Genomic DNA, 23,733 nt, shown 5'->3' with positions numbered 1-23,733 from the left:
TGTGGTAACGTCTCACGTGAAACACAGTTCGCAGAAGCTACAAGCCGTCCGCAGCCCTGGGAACTGTCGATGACGGACGGCACGGCACGAGCGCGAACGACGGCGGTCGTCTCGCGAGCGGTCGACAGGCTCACTGCGGTGAATCCGATGTCGCTGGGGCTGGTCGGGGTCGTCGGACTGGTCGGCAGCGACGTGTTCGGGGTCGCCGCGTTCGAACCGCTGGAGCGGTTCTTCCTGTTCTTCCTCTGGCCGCTGGTCGGACCGGTCGTCCGGAGTGTCGGAGCCAGAGTGGGTGTCGTGGACCCGGTCAGACCCCGTAGCTGGATTCAGATGGGTGGCGGGCCGTTGGCACTCGTGGGGATGGTGACGACGTTCCTGAACCCGCTGGCGCTGCGGCAGGACGCGACACAGTTCTTCGGGAGTCTGGTCGCCGCGATCCGGCACCGCGGCTCGCTGCCGCGTCCCAACTCGTACCGACAGTCCGTCTCGTACCGGCTCCCCGTCGAGGGGACGTGGACGGTCGCGAACGGGAGCCCCCGGAAACAGCACTCCCACTCCTGGTTCCCGGCGACCCAGCGGTACGCCTACGACCTCGTTGTGACCGACGAGGAGGGGCGAACCCACGATCCCGACGGCGAGGGGTTGGAGAGCTACTACTGTTACGACGAGCCGGTCCTCGCGCCGGCCGACGGCGTCGTGGTCGCGGTCGGCGACGGCGACCCGGAGTGGGACGGGACGAGTGGGCTCTCGCACCCGTGCAAGCGGCGCGTGGCCGGCAACTACGTGACGATCCGGCACGCGGACGACGAGTACAGCTACCTCGCCCACCTCGTGCCGGGGAGTCCGACCGTCGAACCCGGCGACCGCGTGCGGCGTGGCGAGGTGGTCGGCCGGTGTGGACACACCGGTAACTCCTCGGAGCCCCACCTCCACTTCCAACTGCAGGACCACCCGTCGTTCGGGTTGGCAGCCGGGTTGCCGGTCGCCTTCGCGGACTGTGTCGTGGAGTCGCCCGGACCGAACCTCGCCGAGGTCGGCGACTGGGACGCCGCTGCCGCCCGGGGACAGTACGTCCACGTCGGCCAGCGTGTGCGACACGACCCCGACGACGGGGGCGACGCGGCCGACCGAACGGCGGACGAATTGTCCGATGCCGACGAGTCGGCCGACTACGACGAGACCGAGTCGGACGACCGGTCGGATCGGGACACCCCGTGGGTACCCGGACGCGGGTGGAGTGCGGTCGCCGTCTCCGTCGCCGAGGGACTGCTCGTCGCCGGGGCCGCCACGTTCCTGACCACACTCGTCGTGACGCCGTCCCAGACGCTCCTCGCGGGACTGCTCTGGGCCGGCGGGCTCCTCGGTCTCGTCGTCCGCCGCGTTCGCGCTCGCCGCGGCCTCCCGGTGGGACCCCGCGAGTCGCTGGGACTGATCGCGGGCGTCTGGCTCGTCGCCCTCGTCGCCGCGCTGTTCGGCAGGCTCCCGGCGCTCCCGACGATCGGCGCTCGGACACTGGCTGGGGCTGCGATGCTCTCGGGGGTCGTGCTCTCCGTGCTCGTCTGGGAGTACGCCCGCCTGCGGTCCGGCGACGGCCAGAGTTCGTTCGCGACCACGTCGGCCGCGACGGAGTGAGTCGTGGCGAGCGGCGACCCTCGCGCCGTGGAATCGTCGGGCTGATAGGCGTCTCGGCGTTGTCGGGAGACAGTGACGACCGAGACGGGGAAGACCGAACAGCGGGCGGAGACCCGGAACGAGTCCGGTGGCAACGGCGGCCAGTCGACCGACCGGGAGCCCGAACGGCTCGGAGCCGGCTACACGGGCCGCCTCCTCGCGAGTCTGAGCCTCGCGTGGGCGACGCTCCAGGTCGGCCGGTTCCTGCTGTCGCCGCTGCTCCCGGCGATCATAGCGGACCTCCGTGTGAGCACGGCGACTGCGGGGCTGGCGTTGGGCGCACTCCAACTGCTGTACGCCGTGACACAGTTCCCGAGCGGACGGCTCTCCGACGCCTTCTCGCGGCCGCCACCGATCGTCGCCGGTCTGGTCGCCATCTGCTGTTCGTTCCTGCTGTTCTCGGTCGCGACGAGCGTGGTCGGGTTCGTCGCCGCCGCTCTCGTCTTGGGACTCGGGAAGGGGCTGTTCGCCGTCCCGTCGCGCGCCCAACTCTCCGACGTGTTCGTCGAGAAGCGTGGGCAGGCACTGGGTGTGTACGCGGCCGGGACAGACGCGGGCGGACTGACGGCGTCCGTCGTCGGCGTCGTCGTCACGAGCGGCGCGGTGGCGGGCGTCACCGCCTTCACCGAGCCACCGTCCTGGCGTGCGCCGTTCCTCCCGCTGGCCGGGCTGGTCGGGCTCACCGCCGTCGGCTACGTCGTCTGGAACGAGGCGCCGTACCGCGTCGGGTGGCCGGAATTCGGGTTCCGGGCGACGGTACGCAGACTCCTCACGACACGCGCCCAGCGGGAGGCGTTGACGGCGTTCGCGCTGTTCTTCTTCGTCGTCGGCGCGTGGGTCGGGTTCCTCCCGACGTACCTCGCGACGGCGAAGGGGTTCTCGGAGGCGACCGCCGCTGGCGTGTTCGCGGTCGTGTTCGTCGTCGGGTTCGCGGTCAAGCCCGTCTCCGGACGGCTGGCCGACCAGTTCCCGCGGCGGGCGGTGGCGGTCGGTGGCCTGGTCCTCTCCGTCGGTGCGCTCGGCGCGGTGATCGTTCTGGAGGGTTTGGGTGCCGTCGTCGCGGCGGTCGCGGTCTACGCGGTGGGGTACAAGTCCGTCTTTCCGGTCGTCGACGCGCTCCTGTTGGACGCCGCGCCGGACGCGAACGTCGGGGGCGACCTGGGTGCCGCACGGGCGGTGTTCCTCGGTGTCGGCGCGTTCGGTCCGGTGTATCTCGGGTGGATGGCAGACACCGCCGGCTACCGCGTCGGCTTCCTCGGACTGGCGGCCTGTCTGCTCGTCGCCGCCGGGTTGTTGGCGCGTGACCTCCGGTGAGAGAGGCGCTCAGTTCTCGGCCGCGACACTTCGCGTGGCGCGCCGGGACTACTGCTCGCCGGTCCGCGCCCAGTGGATCGCTCGCTCGGGGTCCTCGAACGTCTCGATCTCGGCGTCCGGCACTCTGAGCTGTCCCTTGAGGCCGTACTTCAGGATCCCGTCGGCGACGAGCGCGGCCCGCTCGTAGTTGGGGAGCTGTGACGACTCGCGTGCCGCCTGCTCCCAGATGTCGAGCACGTCCTGTCCCAGTGCGTCCTCCAACCTGACGATGTCGGCCGTCGCGACGATGTCGGTCTCGTGTTCGCCCAAGATCCGCTCGAACGCCGGGTACGCCTCCTCCTCGAAGGCCGACAGCGGCATTCCACGCTCGAACCGCCCGATCACGACTCCGTCGTCGTACTCCAACGACCAGTTCTCGCCACGCTCTAGCATACCACACGACTGTCGCACGGGCACAAGTATGTTACTCGAGACCGGCAGGAGAGACCGGCCGCTGACTTCCCGAGACGAGTGCTCCCTCCTCCGTACCCGTGACCGTCTGTTACGATCGGTGAGATCCGGTCTCTGGCGGAGTCACTCGCCGTCGTGGCTCAAGTGCCGTCGTCCGAGAGGAGTGGTATGGACACGAGAGTCGTCTCGGTCGACGAGCGCCCGAGTCGCCTGATCGCGTTCCTCGTCGCCGTCGGTGTGTACTTCGCGGTGGGTCACTGGGCCGACACGGCCGCAGCGAGCGAGTCCGAGTTGGTTCGAGACGTGGTCGAGGGACTCTGGTTCCTCGGTCTCGCCGGTCTGGGTGCGGTGTTCCTCCGGGTAGACGGTGCGGGTGCGACGGACATCGGGCTCTCGCGTCGGTTCCTGGTGCCCGGCGTCGGTGCGTTTCTGCTCGTCTGGGTCGCGCTGAACGCGGTGGGTGTGGGGATCGCGACTGCGAGCGGTAACCCGTGGGGACTGGGGCCTCTCCAGCAGACGACTGCCGGGAATCTCCTCGTGGTTCTGTACCTCGCGTTCGTCGAGGAGTTCGTCTTCCGTGGCTACCTGCAGGTGAAGGTGCGGAGCGTCTTGGGTGCCGACAGTGCGGTCTCGCGGACGGTGACGATCGGTGTCGCGGGTGTCCTCTTCGCGCTCGCTCACGTCCCGCGGATCCTCGCCGAGGGTGGCTACGTCGGCGGCACCTCCGTCGTCGGGACGCTGCTGGTACTCACGCTCTCTGGCGTCGGGTTCGGCGTGGTGTACGAACTCACGGAGAACCTCTACTTCGTCGGGTTCCTCCACGCGTTCGGCAACAGTTGGCCGCTGCTCGTCGACGGGTTCGCGTGGGACGGACACGCGCAGGTCGCGTTCTTCGTCGCCGTCGGTGTCGTCTACTTCGGTGTCACCGGACTCTACCGACGACTCGCGACGGGAACACTGGTCACACCGCGCGTCCGCGTCGAGGGCGCTCCCGAGTGACTCCCGCGAGGGAACCGATCACTCGAGTCACTGCTCGGTCCGTGATCGTGTCCAGTTCACCACCCGACCTCGAACCGGGCGAACACGTCGTCGGGTGCGTCGACCCGGTCGACCGTCACTCGGGTCGCCTCGGACTCCGTCTGCTGGACCGTTCCCTCGATAGCCCCGTGCGGCAGCGACAGCGGGAACGGGTAGTCGCCGAGTACGTCGACGCGACAGCTGTCGTCGCTCGTCGAGAGCACATCGTACCCGCCCGCCTCGGCGACGGAGTAGTCGCGGTGGATGCCGGCGTGTTGTTCGGCCATCGTCTCCAACCCCGCCACGGCCGACGACTGCGAGACGATCGGCTCGTTCACCGCGATCATCTTCTGTCCGGCCCGTCTGACCGTCCGCTCACCGGCTTTCTCTTCGATCTCGGCCAGCGCGGCGCCGAACTCGGCGTCGTCGTAGTACCCCTCCGGGTCGGGTTCTTCGATCCCGTGACTCGCGAGCGTCTCCTGAGCCTTCTTCTCGAACACCGCCGACACCTCGCCGGCACTCTGGACGAACGCGGCGACGTACTTCCCCGATATCTTCGCAGTCACAAGTTCGTTCGACTCTCCAACCGAATTTAACTCTGACGAGCACGGTATTCGTATTCGAGATGTGTTTACGCTTCTCTTCGTTACTGTATCGGTCCGGCCGACGACCGCTGGACGGTCCGGGTCGCGGTCGGACCGTGGGTGTCGGGACCGGAAGACCCGTGTCACGCCGGACCCGACGGAACCTATGGTCGACAGACCCACACAGCGCGAGACACCACTCGCAGACGCGACCGCCGTCGTGACCGGGGCGTCGTCGGGCATCGGCGCGGCGACGGCGCGTGTCCTCGCGGCCGACGGAGCCGACGTGGTGGTGGCGGCGCGACGCACAGACCGGCTAGAGAACCTCGCTACGGAGATCGAGGCCGAGAGCGACGCGACGGCTCACGTCGTTCCCACGGACGTGACCGACCCGGAGGCCGTCGCGGCGCTGGCGGCGGAGACCGAGGACACGTTCGGCGGGATCGACGTGGTGGTGGCGAACGCCGGCGTCGGTATCGCCAGCCCCGTCGCGGAGATGTCCGACGAGACGTACGAGAGGATGCGAGGCGTCAACGTCGACGGGATGTTTTACACCGCCCGCGAGACGATCCCCGCGCTCGTCGAGTCGCGCGGCAACCTCGTCTTCGTCGGGAGTATGGCGGGCCAACACCCCCGCCCAGCCAACCCGGTGTACGCCGCGACGAAGTGGTGGACGCGCGGGTTCGCCGCCTCGCTGCAAGCGAGTCTCGGCGACGACGGTGTCGCGGTGACCTGTGTCAACCCGACGGAGGTGCGGACGGAGTTCGGCTCCGAGAGCGGCACCCCGGCCGCCGACGCCCACGACCCGGAGAGCGTCACCGAACCGATCGAGGTGGCGGACGCGATCAGTTTCGCCGTCCGCCAGCGGTCGCGCAACAGCGTCACCTCGCTGGACCTCTACCGCCGAGACAAGCTGACGCACTTCTGAGTCGCTCACTCCGCGTCGGCCTCGTAGTCGCCCACGGAGACTGTCATCCCAACGTCGCGGAGGCGGTCCGCGAGTCCGGTGCCGATCCCGGTCGCCGGCGTCAGGACACCCCCGGACAGCGGGGCGTCGGCGGCGTCTCGACACAGCGCTACCGCGGACTCGCCGAGCATCTTCGCCGTCGCGCCGTACCCCGGGTCGCGGTCCGCACCGATCTCGGCCGCGACGGTGAACGGGCCGTCCTCGCCGGTGCCGCGGCCCAGCACGCGGACCGTGAACCGCCCGTTCTCGATCGTCTCCTCGCTCGGCCCCTCACCCGGATCTGGGAAGACGTGATCCCGGAGCAGCTCCCGAACCGGGTCGACGGACATGGCGACCGTCGCCAGTCCCGCACCCGCGGCGACCGCACCCGCGGCGGCCGCGCCCCCGACGCCCGTGCCGGTCGGGATCACCTCGGTACAGTCGAACGCACGTCCCCACGGGTAGTCCAACAGCGCGTTGGATCGCCGGACGACGCGTTCGTTGATCGGCGCCATCGGGGAGGGGCCAGTCCAGCCCGGACGGAGTGGGTCCCGCCGGGGTGCTGCCTGTTCACCCTCGTCGGGCCCCTCCCGTTCGCCCGGCGGGGCGATGGAGTAGGGGTTCGCGAGGGTGCGGCGTGCCTCCCGGTCGTTCGAGGCGGCCGCGAACAACTCGGCGCCGCTGGCGAGCGTGCCGCCGCTGACGCCGCCGATCACGTCTTCCAGGTAGATCCGGACGGTGTCGCAGGGTGCGTCGTCCGTCTCCAGCGCGTACTCCTGTGCGAGCGCCGTCCCGAGGTCCGCCGGGACGGAGTCGAACCCACAGCCGGTGACGATCCGCGCGTCGGCCGCGACCGCCGCGTCGTGGTACTCGTCGACGATCTCGCGCACCCACGTCACCTCGCCGGTGAGGTCACAGTAGTCGGTGCCGGTCTCGACACACGCCGCGACGAGGGGCGTCCCGTAGGTCGTGTACGGCCCGACGGTCGTGCAGACGACATCGGTCGTCGCCGCGATCTCGCGGAGCCGGTCGGGCTCCGTCGCGTCCCCGATCACGAGCGGGATGTCGTCCCACTCGGTGTTCGCCTCGCAGTCGGCCGCCACCGCCGCGAGTCGCTCCTCGCTGCGGCCGCCGAGCGCCAGCGAGAGCTCCTCGGGCGAGTGGTAGTCCGTCAGGTGAGCGGCGACGAGCGACCCCGCCGTCCCGGTCGCACCCCACACGAGCACGTCGTAGTTGCCGTCTGTCTGTGACACGGTGATGTGGAGCGTAGACGGTGGGGGTGGTTCGGACTTGCGGTCGCCGACGGGTGTCCTCTCTGCCGGGCCACTCCGTCGGAACAGTCGCGCGACGATCGAAAAGGCGGAGGCTAACGAAGCCGGTGGCGCTCCCAGACGACGGCGATGTCACGCGCAGGACCCAGTGGACTGTCGGATCGCGTTCGAGCGGCGGCCGCGGGCGTCGCCGAGACCGTACGGCAACCGGCCTACACCGGCGAGAACAGGTGTACGCCCTGTACGGTGGTCAACACGGTGCTACTGGCACTCGCGAGCGGTGCGGTGGCACTGCTCGTCTCGCCGGTCGCGGCCCTCCCGGTCGCGCTGGTGGGTGTGGGGGCGATCGCCCTCAGGGGGTACCTCGTCCCGTACACGCCGACGCTGACGAAGCGGTACCTCCCGGACGCCGTGCTCGCCCGGTTCGACAAACTCCCCGAGCGGATCGAGCCCGCCGAGAACTCACGACTCACGGGCGAGGGCAGTACAGGAGTGACGGCAGCCGTAGGAGGCGAGAGCGACGCGAGCGACGGGAGAGACGTGGGTTCGGCGGGCGCGTCACCCACGTCGGAGCCGGAGACACCGACCGTCGAGCGACTGCTCGTCGACGCGGCGGTCCTCGTCCCGGCGGGTGCCGACTACCGTCTCGCGGAGTCGTTCCGGACCGTCTGGCGCGACCGGATCGCCACGCGGGACGCCGCGGCCGACCCGGAGGCACTGCTGTCGCTCGGGTCGTTCTCGGACGTGTCACCCGACGACGTGACCTTCGAGCGGCGCTCGGACGCGTTCCTCGCCAGCGTCGACGGCAGACTCGTCGCCGACTGGGAGTCGGCCGCCGCGGCGCGCGTCGACTTCGCCGCCGCCCCACTGCTCGCGGAGCGGTCCGACCACTGGGATCGGTTGGACTTCGACGCCCGCACGGAGGTGCTCGCCGGCCTCCGCCTGTGGCTCGACGCCTGTCCGGACTGTGAGAGCGCCGTCTCGCTGGGGCGCGACACCGTGGAGTCGTGTTGTCGCGCGGTCCCCGTGATCGCCGGCTCGTGTGACGGCTGTGGCGTCCGGCTGTTCGAGGCGCCAGTACCGGAAGACGTCGACCCGGACTCGGAGGTGGCCCCCGACTCGGCGGACGTCGAACCCGACTCGAGACGAGAGTCGGCGTCGAACTCCCACACCGAGTCGGCGTCGGCCGCCGAGGGGGAGCGGTCGGCGGGCGTCCGCGAGACGGAGTCCGCCTGATCACTCCCCGTAGACGAGCAGGTGGAGGTAGAGCCGCCGCCGTGTCCACACTTGGTACAGCAAGGAGAGCGTCAACACCCCCAGCGCCAGCGAGGTGACCACCAGCGGGTTGAGCCCGGAGAACGGGGGCCAGTCGAGGTGGACGACGAGCGACGCCCAGAACCCGACGAGTGCGACGCCGCGGTACCACTCGCCCCACGACAGCCCGAACGGCCCCTCCGGACGCCGGTACCGCGCGAGGTGTCGCGCCTGGGGCCGCAACGAGACCGTCTTCCTCTCTCTGTCGTAGGTCACCAGCCCCAGTCCCTCCAGCTTCGGGAGGTGCGTCTGGTGGAGCGAGTTGTAGACGCTCTCGCGGAGGCCGTCCGGTGGCGGCGACTCGTCGGCTTCCGTCGTGGCGAGACCGTCCGCTAGGTCGTCCAGTCTGGCGCCGCCGACCTCCTCGCCGAGTCGTTCCAACACGCGCCGCCGCCGGTCGTTCTGCAACACGTCGTACGCCTCCGCCGCCGCGAGCGTCTCGTCGCCCGTGCCGCGGCCGAAGAGCCCCTGTCCCGTTCCCATCCTGTCGACGCCTCCGTCGAACACCCGGGGCGTCGCCCCGATAACTACCCTCCGGCTTACCCCGCGTCGCGTCCGGTTCGCCGGACGGTAACCGACGGTAACGCGACCGGTAACCAAGTGACGAGTGGGAGAACACAGACGCGAACCCGTGGTGGGAGGAGACAGATGGACCCCGACAGAACGACGACACGACGAGGCGTGCTCGCGGCGTTGGGCGCCGCGGGCGTCGTGACGGCGGGTGCCGGCGCACTCGGACGCGACCGCACACCGCCGTTCACACGGTACAGTTACGCGGCCACCCCGGACGGCGACACCGACGACGGTCGACTCCGCGTCGCCTGGTACGAGTCCTACCGGGGCACCGTCCAGGAACGACAGAACGGTACTGCGGGTAGGAACGGCGCCGCTCCGAACGCGAGCCGGACGCTCGACCCCGCCGCCGACCCACAGTACGTGGCGGAGGCGAACGGCCCGGTGATCGCGTTTCACGACGTCGTCCCCGGGGACACCGGCCGACTGCTCGTCGGACTGCAGAATGCCACGGGTGACGACGCCGGGGGGAGTGGCGCCGAGAGTGGCGGTACGGCGGGAGAGACCACCGAGGGCGTGGCGGTATGGCTCCGCGCCGACATCGCACAGTCGGAGAACGGCGTGATCGAACCGGAGGCGAACGCCCCCGGCGAGGGTCCGGGCGGCGAGCTCGGCGAGGCGGTGCAGACGACGTTCTGGCTCGACGACGGCCTCCTCGGTAGCTGTGACGGGACGCTGGGTGTCGACGAGTCCCCGTTCGTCGACGACACACTCGCGGGGAGTGCGGCCGCGCTCGCGGACGGACGACGACTCGTCGACTGTCTGGCGCCCGGGGACCGGCGCTGTGTCGGGATCGCGTGGGAACTGCCCGAGACCGTCGGCGACAGCGTCCAGACCGACCGAGTCACGTTCGACCTGGTGTTCGCCGGTGTCCCGTGTGGGAGCGAGAACCCGTTCGGCGACGGGGCTGGCTGACGCGTGCGGCACCGCGCGTCGGCGGGTGACTCCGGACCGGGAGGCGATAGGGACGGGGCCGAGCGCCCGTTAGCACACGAGAAACTCGGGGATAACTGCCGCATAGCAAACCCCCCACCGTGGGACCGGAGAGACGTGCGATGAGTTCCGATCACTCCCGGCGACGACTGTTGCGGTCACTCTCCGTCGCCGGTACGCTGGGGTTCGTCGGGGGCGCGGGGACGTACGCGGCACTCTCCGACGAGGCGGTCGTCGAGGGGAACGCACTCCAGAGTGGGGCGCTCGACCTGGAAGTCGCGGCGACCGGAGCGGACGGCGGCCCGCCGGCACCGCCGACGACGTTCTCCGACGAGACGGTGGTCACCGTCCCGTTCGACGACGTACGTCGTGGCGACACCGGCGGCGCGACGATCGCCGTCCGGTCGTGTGACAACCCCGGTCGCGTGTGGCTCCGCACGCACGGGGCCGTCGACTCCCCACTCGCGACGGCGACGCGGGTCGAACTCGTCTCGCGAGTCCCCTGCGACGGGTCGTCCGAGAGCGTGCTGTACGAGGGGACACTCGCGGGACTGAGCGACGCGCTGTCCGACGGACTCCTGCTCGGACGCGACACGACCGCGACGGCGACGGTGGAGTACGAGAGCGGCCAGTTCATCGTCGAGAGCGAAGACGGGAGCGACGGCGAGGTGCGCTCGCGGGACCCGCCGCAGTTCGCCTTCGACACGCCGGACGGCGAGGTCGTCGTGGAGCTGCGGAACGTCCAGACGAAGGAGGGCGACGAGATCGTCTCCGTCGACGCGGTCGTACTCGACGGCGGCACACTCGACGCAGTGTCGGTGACGGGTGGCGGCGGCCCCGGTGTCGATCGGACCGTGAGGTACGATCCGTCCGGCTGTCGGCGGCGACTGACCGATCTCCAGCCGCCGGAGAACCCGAACAACGACACCCGGTTCGAGTTGAGCAACGCCGTCTTCGAGTTCTGTGGCTCGGCCGTCTGTCTGGAGTGTCCGCCGGGCTGTCTGGAACTCACCTGGGAGTTACCGACGGACGCACCGGACGCGGTGACCGGCGAGACGGCGGAACTCGTGGTCGAGTTCTCCGCGAGACAGTGCAGACACACCACACCGAGGAACCCATGGTAACGGAGCTTCGTAGTCACCACGGCGGACCGGGGCAGCGAGTGACGGGCGAGGGCGGTCTGTCGGCCACCGCGAGTCGGTGGCGCCGGGCGTCGACGACCCGTGGCGTACCGGATCGTCGGCGACCGCCGGCTGTCGGGGAGGTGGAGCCGTGACGCCGCGTGGGGCCGCCCACGTCGTCGGGGCACTCCTGCTGGTGGCGCTGGTGGTGCCGTTCGTGATCTACGCCTGGCCGGCTGCGGTCGGCGCGGACGCGGGGTACGTCGTCCTCTCGGGGAGCATGGAGCCGGCCATCTCGACGGGCGACGTGATCGTCGTCGACGGTGTCGAGCCCGGAGCCGTCGAGACCGGCGACGTGATCACCTTCCGACGGCAGGGAGAGCGCGTCCCGACGACACACCGCGTGATCGAGGTGGTCGACTCGGACGACGGGCGGGCGTTCGTCACGAAGGGGGACGCCAACGAGGAACGCGACCCCCAACCGGTGCCGGCCGAGAGCGTCGTGGGTCGCGTGGCGATCACGATCCCGCTGATCGGCTACGTGATCCAGTTCGCGGACACGCCACTCGGGTTCGGGCTGCTCGTCGCGGTGCCGTTCGGACTGCTCGTCGTCACCGAGTTGTACGACCTCGTTCGGGGCCGCGACGACGAGAGCGGCGGCGCCGCGGGCGCGGGTCCACGCGGCGACAACTCACGCGGAGACGGTGCTCGGAGTGGCGGGCTACCGGCGGACGGTGATCCAGTCGCGGGCGGCGGGCTCGGGGGGCGTGACCCCGACGCCGGTGGTGGACTCGGCGGACGCGTCGAGGTCGGCGAGAACGGCAGCGCCGGACTCGACGACGCCGCGTCCGGGGCGGCCGCCGGACCGACGTTCGACGTGGACGCCGACGATGTCGTCGAGGCGTTCGTCGAGGACGACGAGTCGGAGCCCGAGGGGATCGTCCTCACGCGGTCGGACCTGCGACTCGGCGGAGTGGTGACGCTCGTGTTCACCGGGTACGCGCTGTGGGTCCTGTCACAGACCGGGATCACGGCGTGGTCGGTCGCCGCCGCCGCAGCGGGGGTGCTCGGGTCGCTGTTCGTCGGGGTGGTGTACCTCACGTTGGGGCCGGCAGAGGAGGTGTCGACGGACGAGCGACTGTTCCTCCCGACGAACCTCGCGACGGTGACACCGAACGTCGCGACGACGACGCAGGTCGACCGGCTGAGTACCCTCGTCGGCGTGGCGGACCGCGTCGGGCACCCGGTGTTGGCGGACTTCTCGGCCGACCGTTACGGTGTCGTCGTCGACACACAGCTCTACCTCTACGAGGCGCCGACCAGACCGCCGGAGCCTACCGGGTCAACCGAGCAGGGAGCGACCGACGTGTCGCCGCCGACGAGTACCGACGAGCCGACGGACGCCGATCTCGCGGACTCGACGGCCGGTGCCCGGCGAGAGAACGGCCGAGCGGACTCGGTCGAACGGGCCCGACCGAACGGTCCCCTCGCGGACGAGGAACGCACCGAACGTCCGGAGCCAGACCGACGACGGGAGGACGACGATGCGTGAGACGCACGACCGGCCGCTCGTGGCGGTGGTGCTGTCGGTGCTCGTCCTCGGCACGTCGGCGACGGGCGGGTTCGTCACGGTCGGCGCGTTCACCGACGGAGAGGTGACTCGCGTCGAGTTCGCCGCGGCGACGGCGACACCGACGGCGGGGAACACACCGACACCGACCGCGGGGAACGCGCCGACGGCGACTCCCACGAAGACCACGACGGAGACCGGTCGCCGGGGTCCACCGTCGAACCCCGGCCGCGGTGACGAGCAGGGTGTGGGGCCGTCGTCACGGGGTGCGACCGCGACGGTGGCACCGACCGAGACACCCGCAGCCACGGTGACGGAGACCGCGACACCGGAACCAGTCGAGACGGCTACGTCGCCGACGGCGAACGGGACCGACACGCCGACGGCGACACCCGGGACGGCGACCGCCACACCCGACACACCGGAGGCGACACCGACCGAGACACCGGAACCGGCGTCGACTCGGACTCCAGAGCCGGACCAGACGCCGGTTCCCACCGAGAGTCCGACACCGACCGAGACGGCGGGCCCGACGCCGACCGAGACAGCGACTCGGACTCCGGCACCGGCCGGGAGCCCCACGCCGACCGACACGCCGCCGGCGACACCGACGGACACGGACACACCAGAGCGGTCCGAGACCCCGACCGACACACCGGAGCCGAGCGAGACGGCGACGCCGACCGACACACCAGCCTCCACCGAGACGACGCCAGACGAGACCTCGACCGAGACTCCGGCCCCGACCGAGACGGCGACGCCGGGGGGAACACCTGCCGAGACACCCGAACCCACCAAGACGGCGACGGCCACACCCGATCCGTCCGACGGACCCACGAAGACGCCGTCCAGTGAGTCCACCGGTTCGGGGGTCGGACCACCGCTCGCGAGGGAGTCCGACCTCGCCGCCCGCGCCGTCGACGAGTGACGAGCGTCAGTGGTCGAGCCTCTCGACGCAGTTACGTTCTCCGACTCACGCGCTCACCGTCTCCCGAACCCGCACGACGAGCGACGAGGGTGACGACTGTCTCTCGTGCCCGACGATCTCTCGCCCGATCGACGGCCCCGGCCGGCCGACGATCCCCTGACCGACCGGTCGACCTGCACCGACCGACGATCCCCCGGCCGACCGGTCGACCTACACCGACCGACGATCCCCCCGGCCGACCGATCGACCTGCACCGACGAGAGACGCCACCGCGCCGGCGGCGATCGCCCCACCGCCACGAGCGTGTGACACCACCGAAGAGCGGGTTTGCCCGGTGGTAACACACGGTTCGGGAGTGGCCAAGGTCGGCGTCGGTGTCGAGCGAACGACCTAATCGGCCGTTCTCGCGGGCGACGGACTCGTTATCTGCGGTAATCCGGCGGGTAGCAAATACCCCGTCGGCGGAAGGGACGGACACCCTGCACCGGGACGGACCGGGCGGGGATACCCAGACGATGACGGACCAACGGTACGAGCTGTCGAGACGGCGAGCACTGGCCGCCACCGGTACCGTCGGCACCACGCCGGCCGGTGCAGGTGTCGAGACCAGCGCGTACTTCGCCGACGCGGAGACGGTCCGCGGGACCCGGCTCGTCGCGGGCGAGTCGGACCCGGAGGTGTCGTACGCGGAACACTACTCGGACCGGTCCGTCGACGAGACGAACGGCGTTCCCGTCCCGGGGAACGGCCCCACCTCGGACGCGAATGGGAGCGACCGCGACTGCTACTCGGCCGCACCGAGCGTCCACGCCGTCGGCGTCGGGTGGTACCTGCCGGTGGACCGCGCCGACGGGACCCAGCCCGACTCGGTCGCCTCCGGTCTCGGGCCGTACACCGAGCAGTGTCGCCACGACCACGGGAACGGACGCCCGTCCGGGGAGACCGCGACCACGACGCCGACACCACGGTGAGTACCGCACGCGAGACACACGAAATATCAGAACGATGACAGACGACACACAGACGGACGGACGGATCGCACTCTCACGACGGAACGTGCTGGCCGGACTCGGCACCATCGGGGCCGCGTCGGCCGGCGCGGGACTCGGCACCAGCGCGTACTTCTCCGACACCGAGGAGTTCACCGGCAACTCGCTGACGGCCGGTTCGCTCGACCTCAAAGTCGACTGGGAGGAGCACTACTCGGACTGGTCGGACGACGAGGCGGAGGGGTTGGAGTTCCCCGTGCTGATGGACCCGCCGGGCGACGGGGACCCGGACGTTCCCTACGTCGGACTTCCGGACCCGGAGAACCCGCTGATCTACGTCGCACAGTCGGATCTCGCGACGTTCATGGACAACACGTCCGTGGAGGCGTACCCGGACCCGGACGACGACGGCGTCCAGAATGCTCCCGAGGAGTACGTGGTGTGTGAGGACGGCGCGGACACACCCGACGACCTCGACCCGACGGCGGACGGCGCACTCCGCACGCTGAACGCGGACACGTACGACCAGGAGACGGAGACGGCGAAGCCACTGGTCGCCATCGACGACGTGAAGCCCGGTGACTTCGGCGAGGCGACGCTGTCGTTCCACCTCTGTGACAACCCGGGGTACGTCTGGCTGCAGGGCGAACTCGACGAGGAACTCACCGGGGAGAACGGCGTGACGGAGCCGGAAGCCGACGACCCCGACGAGGAGGAGGGTGTCGTCGAACTCCTCGACGAGATCCAGACGACCTGGTGGTACGAAGACGACGGCGACAACGTCATCGACCAGGGTGCCGGCGAGACACCGTGTGTCGAGTTCGTGCTCGACGCGTCCGGGTCGATGAGCAACACGGACGGTGACGGCGTCTCCCGGAACCAGGAGGCGATCGACGGCGCCAAGCAGTTGGCGGCGGAGATCGTCGGCGCCGGCGGCCGCGTCGGTGTGACGTTCTTCAGCGCGTCCGGGTACGACAGCGGCGCACAGAACCAGCTCTCGCTGGCCGACCCCGGATCGTCGGACTTGGCGACGGTGGAGTCGACCATCGAGAGTCTGCCGGCAAACGGTGGCTCGACGGCCATCGGCGAGGGGATCGAGACCGGCGACGAGGACCTCCAGAACTGTGACGCCGACGAGCGCGGGATCCAGGTCGTCGTCACGGACGGGGGCAACAACGCCGGCACCGATCCCGGCGACGCGGCCGACGACGTGACCGGCGGCGACTCGGACGACTACACGGACGAGATCTTCGCCATCGGTACCGGCGGGTCGAGCGAGGCGGCGCTGTTGGACTTCGCACGACCGGCCGACGACGTGCACGCGGAGTTCACCACCGACCTGACGGCGGTGATCGCCAACCTCTCGCAGGTGATCCTCGGCGAGAAGGTGATCTTCCGCGGGTCGCTGCGGGAGGCGCTGGGTGCTCTCTCCAGCGGCAACGGCATCCCGCTGGACGGCAACCGCGCGACGGCGTTCGACGAGTTCGCGGACGGTGCCGACGCCGAGGGCCGCGAGTGTTACCTGCCGGAGATCACCCACTACGTCGGGTTCGCCTGGTACCTGCCGGTTGACCACGCCAACGAGGTCCAGACCGACTCCGTCGGGTTCGACCTCGGGTTCTACACCGAGCAGTGTCGGCACAACGACGGCAGCGGGATGGAGCCGGAGGAGACTGCGGCCACGACACCGTCGTAGCGACGGCCACGCGACGGCGGTGACGGACTGGCTCCGGACGCCACCGACACGGACGGACCGGACACCGGCGAGGCGGACACGGACGACAGAGACGCGGACGATCGAACCGCAGACGGCGGGACCGGCGACCGCGATCGGAGCACAGGACGACCGACCGACACCCGTCGTCGGGTGCGGTGGCTGTGCGTCACCGCGCCCGCGACACCACAACGGACCACAGGAGACACACCATGACAGACGACGGACGGAACGGACGACTCGCACTCTCCCGCCGCCGGGTGCTGGCTGGCCTCGGCTCGATCGGGGTCGCCTCTGCCGGCGCGGGACTCGGCACCAGCGCGTACTTCTCCGACACGGAGGCGTTCACGGGCAACTCGCTCGCCGCCGGCTCCCTAGACATGAAGGTGTCCTACGAGGAGCACTACTCCGACTGGTCGCCCGACGAGACGGAGGGAATCGACGAGAGCGATGTCTCGATGGAGCAGCCAGACGACCTCGGCAACACGACCGGGATCCTCGGCGACGACGTCGGACCGGTGTGGGTGAGTGACGGCAACGTCTCCACCTTCCAGGACAACACGCTGAACAACGACCCCGAGGACGGCGAACCGATCCGGCTCGACCCCGAGGATCCCTGCGGGTCGGCGGACGACGCGAACGACGACCCGGCCGCGAAGATCGACCTCGGGGACGTGAAGCCCGGCGACTTCGGCGAGGTGACGTTCGACTTCGCGCTGTGTGACAACCCCGGGTACGTCTGGTTCCAAGGGGCGCTGGAGTCCGCCAGCGAGAACGGGGTGACGGAGCCGGAGGCCGAGGACCCCGACGAGGAGGAGGGTGTCGTCGAACTCCTCGACGCGGTCCGCACGCGGGTCTGGTACGACGAGAACTGTGACAACGTGGCACAGCTCGCGCCGGAGCCGGCCTGTGTGGACCTGGTCGTCGACACCTCCGGCTCGATGGAGGACCCGGTGTACGCGAACGGCGACCCGACGATCACGAAGGCGGAGGCCGCCAACCAGATCGGCCGGGAAATCGTCACCACCGTCGACGCGCTCGACGGGAACGACGACGGCGTGCTCGGCTCCGGGCCGCCGGGCAGTCTCGACAACTTCCGGTTCGCGGTGAACTCCTTCGCCGACGTCGACACGATCCAGACCCCGCTGACGGACGACGAGCAGGCCGTCCTCGACGGGTTGGACCAGGCGTTGACGAACACCCCGGCCGGCGGGACGAACGTCGACGACGCGCTGGACCTGGCGGCGAACTCCCTCGCGGACTGTACACACGACGAGCGGTACGCCGTCCTGATCACCAACAATCCGTCGCCGGACTCCTCCGAGCGACAGAGCATCCGCGACTCCGCGGCGAACCTGAAGGACGTCGAGGGCGTGACGGTGAAGGTGATCGCGCTGGACGTGGACCCGACCGGCGCGGACGCCGACTTCTGGCGGGACGTGGCGACGGACGCCTCGGAGACGTTCTTCGTCTACCAGGACGGTGGCGTCGGCTCGCCCGGCGGGGACGACGACGTGCGCGCCGAGATGTCGGCCGCGGCGGCCAACGTCGTGAGCCAGATCGCCGGCGGCGGCAGCGAGGAACTCGTCTTCGACGGGACGCTGCGGGAGGTCCTGACCACGATCGAGTCGGACGTGGGGCTGCCGTTGGACGGCGACCGCGAGGCGGCGGCACGGCAGTGTTTCGACCCGAACGAGCGCCACTGTGTCGGGTTCGGGTGGTGGCTGCCGGTGAACCACGCCAACGAGATCCAGACGGACTCCGCGACGTTCGATCTCGGGTTCTACACCGAGCAGTGCCGCCACAACGACGGCAGCGGGATGGCACCGGAGGAGACCGCGACCCCCGACGGCGGCGAGGAGACGACGACCGTCACCGTCGAGGGGTTCCCCAGCAGCGACGACGCGGGCAACTCGCTGGAGTCGCTGGACCTGAACGCCGACTTCGACGCCTCTGGCGTCGTCGTCGAGAACCTGTCCATCGACGGTCAGTCGCTGTCGTTCGGCCGAAGTACGTCGAACGGCGGGCAGACCGTCGAGCTCCGGAGCATCGGCGGGAACGTCTCGCTGTCGACCGACTTCCCGGCGAGGGTCGAGCTGAGCGGCGTCCCGACCGGGCTCGGCACCCAGACTGTCGGGTTCGTCTTCGAGCCCGACGACGACAGCAGCGAGGACGACACGGACACGTTCACGACCTGACACGAGCGGCGGCGCGAGCGGTGCGGTCGACCCACACGGTGTACGGCGGTTCGACTCCGCCGGTGGGTCTCCCCGAGAGGGGACGACTACCATGACAGAGAGACGACTCGAACTGTCCCGGCGGCGTGTGCTCGCCGGGCTCGGCACGATCGGCGTGGCATCGGCAGGGGCCGGCCTGGGGACCAGCGCGTACTTCTCCGACACGGAGGAGTTCACGGGCAACCAACTCACGGCCGGTTCGCTGGACATGCAGGTGGCGGCCTCGGAGTACTACTCCGACTGGTCGGAGGACGAGGCGGAGTTCGCCGGGATGGCCTCCTCTGCGGAGTCGACCGACGTCCGTCTACCGGCACCCGAGGGGAGCCCCGACGCGAGAGACATCGCACTCGACCTCGACGACGAGACGGAGAACGTCTACGAGCAGTTCGTCGAGACGCTCCGGACGGGCGACGACATCAACGGCGGTGTCCCGGTCGACGGAGAACTCTGCGGCACGGAGAGTGACGCGGACGGCGCTGCGATCCTCGAGATCGACGACGTGAAGCCGGGCGACTTCGGCGGCGCACAGTTCGCGTTCGAGCTGTGTGACAACCCCGGCTACCTCTGGCTGAACGGGATCTTGGAGGACGCCAGCGAGAACGGCGTGACGGAGCCGGAGGCCGACGACCCCGACGAGGAGGCGGGTGTCGTCGAACTCCTCGACGAGATCCAGGTGGCCGTCGGCGTCGGCGGGATCCAGGACTCGACGGTGTTCGAGGACACCCAGTCCGGGTTCCAGCCGACGAACCAGCAGAGTCTCCGCGAGTTCCTCGCCGACACGTCCTCCGACAAGGGGATCCCGCTGTCGCCGACCGGCGTCGCCGACGAGGCGACCGGACGGGAGTGTTTCGCCGGGTCGACGGTCGGCCAGGTGAGCGTGCTCTGGTGGCTGCCGGTCGACCACGCGAACCAGATCCAGACCGACTCGGCGACGTTCAGGCTGGGGTTCTACACCGAGCAGTGTCGACACAACGACGGCAGCGGCCAGGCACCGGACCGGGTCGTCCTGACCAGCGACGCGACCGGCGGCGTCCGAGAGACGGACGAGTGGATCACCGCCTCCGTCGGCGCCGGCCCGACGACGACGATCGAAGTGGAGTTCGACGGCGCAGTGTACGGCGACGTGGCCGGCGAGTGGCCGAACAACCCGAACAGCTACGTCGTCGAGGCGGTCCTCAACCACGACTTCGACGGGTTGGCCGCGGCCGACTCGAACGGGTTCACCGACGACTTCCGGATCGGCTACGGCGGCGCGACGAACAGCGAGCGCACCCAGGCGGGCCAGTCGACGGCCGGCGGGTACGTCAAGCGCCGCCAGCCGGACGGGACCTTCGTCGTCGTCGCAGAGGAGGACCTGCCGGGGTTCTCGACGACGGAGTCGGGTGACCAGCTCTCGTACACCTTCGAACTCGACTGGACGAGCGACCTGAGCGCGACCGGGTCGAACGTCGGGACGCCGGGCGCCCTGATCGTGAACGAGGTGTTCGCGGGTGACGGCGGCGAGGGCGTCGCCTCGAACCCGAGCCCGAGCAACCAGGACGGGCGAGAGGACGTCGACAACACGACCGACGGCTCCGGCGTGATCTACCTGTAGGCGGTGGGTTCGACGCGACCCGGGAGGGTCGCCCGCGACGGAGCCACCCACACGGGCGTCTCGCCGCCGGGAGACCGGCGACGCGGGCGGCGGTTCGACTCCGTCGGTGGGTCTCACCGTGTCGGCGGCGGGGCCGGCGCGGCACACAGGAGGACGAGACACATGACACGAGATCGACGACTGGAGCTGTCCCGGCGACACGTACTCGCCGCGGTCGGAGGTGTCGGCGCCGCCGCCGCCGGTGCGGGTGTCGGGACCAGCGCGTACTTCTCCGACTCGGAGGAGGTCACCGGCAACAGACTGGTGGCGGGAGAACTGGACCTCATGGTGGACTGGGCCGAACACTACTCGGACTGGTCCGTCGACGAGAACGACGACCGGGTGTCCGAGGGCGTGTTCGACGGCGACCCGGACGAGAACGACACCGACACGGACGGCGACGGCGTCGACGACTTCGACGTGGTCACGACCGACGGTGACCCGGCGGCGATCCCGTCGGGGTACGTCGGTATCCCGACACCGACGGAGCCACTCGTCGCCGTGCCGGCGGAGTCGCTCGACGACTTCCAGGCCAACACCGCGACGGAGGCGTACCCGGACGCGGACGGCGACGGACGACAGGATCCGATCCTGTCGCGCGACCAGATCGCGACGGCGAACCCCGGGTTCGACCCCGAGGAGATCGAGGCCGCCTACCGCGACCAGTTCGCGCAGGTGCCCGACGATCTCGAGGCTCCCGTAATCGCACTCGACGACGTGAAACCGGGCGACTTCGGGGAGGTGACGTTCAGTCTCCACCTGTTCGACACCCCCGGCTACCTCTGGTTGACCGGCGGGCTCGTCGACGCCAGCGAGAACGGCGTGACGGAGCCGGAGGCCGACGACCCCGACGAGGCGGACGGCGTCGTCGAACTGTTGGACGAGGTGCGAGCCGCAGTGTGGCACGACGACGGAGACAACGTCTTGGAGGCCGAGGAGGTCGTCTCCTCGCCACACGCCGTCGACCAGCCCTCGAACGTCACACTCACCGCCGAGGAGGCGCGGATCACGAGCGGGACGCTCCGCGAGGTCTTGGCGGAGCTGTCGAGCGGGAACGGGATCCCGCTGGACGCCGACAGCCGCTCCGAGCCGCGGGACTGTTACCCGAACTCGACGACGCGCCACGTCGCGTTCGCCTGGTGGCTACCGGTGGACCACGCCAACGAGGTCCAGACGGACTCCGTGACGTTCGATCTCGGGTTCTACACGGAACAGTGTCGCCACAACGACGGCGGCGGGCTGGAGCCGGAAGCGACGGCGACGGAGACGACACCGGAGTAACGGACGGTGTCGAGAGACGACATCTCCGGCAGCCGCCCGCTCGCGTCGTCGCCGACCGTCCGGAACTGCCCCACACGGCGCTCCACCACGCGCTGGCCGCACTCGTCGGCGTGTCCGAACGCCAGCGCTCGCGACACCGTCGAGGACACCACCGACGAGCGACCGCCGGGAGCGTCGCTCAGCCGGTCGAGAAGATACCGTCGTCGGTCACCGTGATCTCCTCGTCGGCCAGGAGTCGCTGGAGCGCACGGCGACTCTCCTCGTGGTCGAACCCGCGCTGCTCCATCCGTTCGAGCACGCGGTGTTCCGACACCGGCACGTCCGGTGGACTCGCGTCGAGGATCTCCAGTGCCGTCTCCTGTGCCGCGGCGGTCGGGACGTAGTCGTACTGGTGTGCCATACCCGAGATCCGGATACGACGGGAATAGTTATACGGGCGTTTCGGGACGGTAGCAGGTCGTTACGGTGCCGTCTCTCTCGACAGGGGTCGTCTACCCGACAGCGGCGACCCGACCGGAGTGGGTGTCACGGGCGGTCGACGTCGCGGACTACGACGGCGCCGTCACTGTGGACGGTCACGAGCGTGTCGGCGTACCAGAGCGTCACCGACGGACCGTCGAGGTCGGGGTCACCGGAACGGATCAACCCGTCCAGTCCGTCCGGATCGACCGCGTCGTGGAGCGTCGGGAGCGTCTCCGGCTCCTGGCCGACGGCCTCCGCGACCGTCTCGACGACGGCCGACGACGGCGCGACGGCCGTCCAGTCGTACTCGACACGGACCGACTCACCCTCGTCCGACGAGTCGTGTCTCACACCGGTCACGACGGTAGCCAGCGACAAGAGTCTGTTGTGAGTCGGCGAGTGACGTGTCTGTGCCTGGCCGCCAGACTGGGCTGTCGCTGTGGAACTGTGTGTCGACACCCACTCCGACTCTCCTCCTCTCGCGAACCGGCCACGGGAGGGCCGGTCGGCACGTGCGAGGCCGTGGTTGGGACACGAGTCCGAACACGTGCCAGTAGTTCGCTAGCAGTCGCCGCGGTAAAACGATTTTGTGATCAATCGAGTGAACTCGACTCACTACCGTGTCGAGAGACGACTACAGCGGGTCTCCGAGACGGTCTTCCGGCTCGAAGCGTGTCGATTCCGCCCACACTCGTCGTCGTCTTGATCCGAGTCGTGACAACAGTAGGTCGACTGTCGGGGGTCCTCCTCGCGAGTCCCGGCGGACGGGACGGTGGCTCGCGGACGGTCCCAGCAGGTGACGACGGCTATTTCCACCTCCGCGTCGAAGGTACAGAGACCTGGATTCCTCCAGGCCGTGGTTGGGACAATGAGTAGAGACGACGCGGAGACAGAGGCAGCAGAGATACTCCAACAGCTCGGACTACGAGAGTACGAGGCGAAGTGTTTCGTCGGACTCACCCGGCTGTCGACCGGGACGGCCAAACGGTTGGGCGAGATCACCGACGTACCACGGACACGGGTCTACGATGCGGTGCGTGTCCTCGAGGCACAGGGGTTGGTCGAGGTACAACACTCCAACCCGAAGCGGTTCCGTGCGGTGCCGTTGTCCGAGGCGATCGACACCCTCAGAGGCCAGTACGAACGGCGGGTCGAGCGGCTCGCCGACGCACTCGACAGCGTCGAGCAAGCCGAGACGGACGCGTCCGAACCCGTCCAGGAGGTGTGGGCGATGAACGGCGCGGACGCCGTCGCAAACCGCACGCGTGAGACGGTCGCGAACGCCGACGAGGAGGTCGTCCTGGTGCTGGGCCACACCCGCGCCTGGACCGACGAGTTGGCCGAGACGCTGGCCGAACTCCCGCCGGACGTAGAAGTCGTCGTCGGGAGTGTCGACGAGACGTTGACGGACAGTGTGACGGAAGCCGTTCCGCGTGCGACGACGTTCGTCTCTGGACTGGACTGGTTGCGTGGAGCCGACGGCGACGACGTGACGGTCGGGCGACTGTTACTGATCGACCGCGAGAGTATCCTCGTCAGCACGGTCGACCTGGAGACGGGCGACGAGCAGGCCGTCTTCGGGAGTGGGTTCCGCAACGGACTCGTCGTCGCCACACGCCGGCTGATGGCTCAGGGACTGCTCCCGGATCGCGACCCCGGTGGCTAGACGGCGTAGCGGGGTATCGTCGGGCCAGCCGAGACACCCCAGTGGGGAGCCGACGACGA

General features: G+C 69.7%; 21 protein-coding genes. 15 read left to right on the top strand and 6 right to left on the bottom strand.

What is annotated here, in order from left to right; translation table 11 throughout:
- The first annotated feature begins 69 nt into the window (after window positions 1-69).
- Both RYH80_RS14850 and RYH80_RS14845 read left to right on the top strand, forming a co-directional pair.
- Window positions 70-1,632 carry a M23 family metallopeptidase gene (locus tag RYH80_RS14850; RefSeq protein WP_370904802.1) on the top strand — a complete coding sequence of 521 codons (1,563 nt, stop codon included), beginning with the start codon at window positions 70-72 and terminating at the stop codon, window positions 1,630-1,632.
- A gap of 72 nt (window positions 1,633-1,704) precedes the next feature.
- Window positions 1,705-2,985, top strand: a complete 1,281-nt coding sequence (locus tag RYH80_RS14845) for an MFS transporter (RefSeq protein WP_370904801.1) — start codon at window positions 1,705-1,707, stop codon at window positions 2,983-2,985.
- 48 nt (window positions 2,986-3,033) lie between these two features.
- Here the strand turns inward: RYH80_RS14845 and RYH80_RS14840 are convergent, their stop codons facing one another.
- Entirely contained in the window at window positions 3,034-3,417 is a 384-nt protein-coding gene (locus RYH80_RS14840; protein WP_370904800.1) for a hypothetical protein, read from the bottom strand.
- A gap of 186 nt (window positions 3,418-3,603) precedes the next feature.
- Between RYH80_RS14840 and RYH80_RS14835 the strand changes: the two genes are divergently transcribed.
- Complete coding sequence (locus RYH80_RS14835; RefSeq protein WP_370904799.1) at window positions 3,604-4,434, top strand: CPBP family intramembrane glutamic endopeptidase; 831 nt, start codon at window positions 3,604-3,606, stop codon at window positions 4,432-4,434.
- 56 nt (window positions 4,435-4,490) lie between these two features.
- Here the strand turns inward: RYH80_RS14835 and RYH80_RS14830 are convergent, their stop codons facing one another.
- The gene (locus tag RYH80_RS14830; protein ID WP_370904798.1) at window positions 4,491-5,018 is read right to left on the bottom strand and encodes a hypothetical protein; all 528 of its coding nucleotides are present in this window, start codon (window positions 5,016-5,018) and stop codon (window positions 4,491-4,493) included.
- Between the two features lie 184 nt (window positions 5,019-5,202).
- On the opposite strand from RYH80_RS14830, the gene RYH80_RS14825 reads away from it, so the two are divergent.
- Window positions 5,203-5,964, top strand: a complete 762-nt coding sequence (locus RYH80_RS14825; protein WP_370904797.1) for an SDR family oxidoreductase — start codon at window positions 5,203-5,205, stop codon at window positions 5,962-5,964.
- 5 nt (window positions 5,965-5,969) lie between these two features.
- Here the strand turns inward: RYH80_RS14825 and RYH80_RS14820 are convergent, their stop codons facing one another.
- On the bottom strand, window positions 5,970-7,235 hold the full coding sequence (locus RYH80_RS14820; protein WP_370904796.1) for a saccharopine dehydrogenase family protein: 1,266 nt from the start codon (window positions 7,233-7,235) through the stop codon (window positions 5,970-5,972).
- Window positions 7,236-7,382: 147 nt separating this feature from the next.
- Between RYH80_RS14820 and RYH80_RS14815 the strand changes: the two genes are divergently transcribed.
- Window positions 7,383-8,489 (top strand): DUF8054 domain-containing protein, encoded by a 1,107-nt coding sequence (locus RYH80_RS14815; protein ID WP_370904795.1) that lies wholly within the window; start codon window positions 7,383-7,385, stop codon window positions 8,487-8,489.
- On the opposite strand, the gene RYH80_RS14810 is transcribed toward RYH80_RS14815, so the two are convergent.
- Window positions 8,490-9,050, bottom strand: a complete 561-nt coding sequence (locus RYH80_RS14810) for a DUF7344 domain-containing protein (protein ID WP_370904794.1) — start codon at window positions 9,048-9,050, stop codon at window positions 8,490-8,492. It lies immediately after the preceding gene.
- A gap of 165 nt (window positions 9,051-9,215) precedes the next feature.
- Here RYH80_RS14810 and RYH80_RS14805 point away from each other — a divergent pair, with 165 nt between their 5' ends.
- The 9 genes from RYH80_RS14805 (at window position 9,216) to RYH80_RS14765 (ending at window position 21,546) form a co-directional block, all read left to right on the top strand.
- Window positions 9,216-10,055, top strand: coding sequence for a hypothetical protein (locus RYH80_RS14805; protein ID WP_370904793.1), 840 nt, complete (start codon window positions 9,216-9,218; stop codon window positions 10,053-10,055).
- A 140-nt stretch (window positions 10,056-10,195) separates the two neighbouring features.
- Window positions 10,196-11,197 (top strand): hypothetical protein, encoded by a 1,002-nt coding sequence (locus RYH80_RS14800; RefSeq protein WP_370904792.1) that lies wholly within the window; start codon window positions 10,196-10,198, stop codon window positions 11,195-11,197.
- A gap of 148 nt (window positions 11,198-11,345) precedes the next feature.
- Entirely contained in the window at window positions 11,346-12,746 is a 1,401-nt protein-coding gene (locus RYH80_RS14795) for a signal peptidase I (RefSeq protein ID WP_370904791.1), read from the top strand.
- On the top strand, window positions 12,739-13,692 hold the full coding sequence (locus RYH80_RS14790) for a hypothetical protein (RefSeq protein ID WP_370904790.1): 954 nt from the start codon (window positions 12,739-12,741) through the stop codon (window positions 13,690-13,692). The genes RYH80_RS14795 and RYH80_RS14790 overlap by 8 nt, the downstream gene beginning before the upstream one ends.
- A gap of 515 nt (window positions 13,693-14,207) precedes the next feature.
- Entirely contained in the window at window positions 14,208-14,663 is a 456-nt protein-coding gene (locus tag RYH80_RS14785; protein ID WP_370904789.1) for a hypothetical protein, read from the top strand.
- Between the two features lie 34 nt (window positions 14,664-14,697).
- Complete coding sequence (locus RYH80_RS14780) at window positions 14,698-16,377, top strand: vWA domain-containing protein (protein WP_370904788.1); 1,680 nt, start codon at window positions 14,698-14,700, stop codon at window positions 16,375-16,377.
- 230 nt (window positions 16,378-16,607) lie between these two features.
- Window positions 16,608-18,593: a vWA domain-containing protein gene (locus tag RYH80_RS14775; RefSeq protein ID WP_370904787.1), complete on the top strand. Its 1,986-nt coding sequence runs from the start codon at window positions 16,608-16,610 to the stop codon at window positions 18,591-18,593.
- A gap of 91 nt (window positions 18,594-18,684) precedes the next feature.
- Complete coding sequence (locus RYH80_RS14770) at window positions 18,685-20,226, top strand: SipW-dependent-type signal peptide-containing protein (protein ID WP_370904786.1); 1,542 nt, start codon at window positions 18,685-18,687, stop codon at window positions 20,224-20,226.
- A 162-nt stretch (window positions 20,227-20,388) separates the two neighbouring features.
- The gene (locus RYH80_RS14765) at window positions 20,389-21,546 is read left to right on the top strand and encodes a SipW-dependent-type signal peptide-containing protein (protein WP_370904785.1); all 1,158 of its coding nucleotides are present in this window, start codon (window positions 20,389-20,391) and stop codon (window positions 21,544-21,546) included.
- Between the two features lie 178 nt (window positions 21,547-21,724).
- Here the strand turns inward: RYH80_RS14765 and RYH80_RS14760 are convergent, their stop codons facing one another.
- Both RYH80_RS14760 and RYH80_RS14755 read right to left on the bottom strand, forming a co-directional pair.
- Entirely contained in the window at window positions 21,725-21,946 is a 222-nt protein-coding gene (locus tag RYH80_RS14760; protein ID WP_370904784.1) for a hypothetical protein, read from the bottom strand.
- A gap of 125 nt (window positions 21,947-22,071) precedes the next feature.
- Window positions 22,072-22,359, bottom strand: a complete 288-nt coding sequence (locus RYH80_RS14755) for a HalOD1 output domain-containing protein (RefSeq protein ID WP_370904783.1) — start codon at window positions 22,357-22,359, stop codon at window positions 22,072-22,074.
- Window positions 22,360-22,876: 517 nt separating this feature from the next.
- Between RYH80_RS14755 and RYH80_RS14750 the strand changes: the two genes are divergently transcribed.
- Window positions 22,877-23,674 carry a TrmB family transcriptional regulator gene (locus RYH80_RS14750; RefSeq protein ID WP_370904782.1) on the top strand — a complete coding sequence of 266 codons (798 nt, stop codon included), beginning with the start codon at window positions 22,877-22,879 and terminating at the stop codon, window positions 23,672-23,674.
- Window positions 23,675-23,733 lie beyond the last annotated feature (59 nt).

Source organism: Halobaculum sp. MBLA0147, assembly GCF_041361345.1.
Taxonomy (GTDB): Archaea; Halobacteriota; Halobacteria; order Halobacteriales; family Haloferacaceae; genus JAHENP01.
The sequence above is the reverse complement of the archived record's forward strand: the minus strand, read 5'-3'. Positions and strand labels throughout refer to the sequence as shown.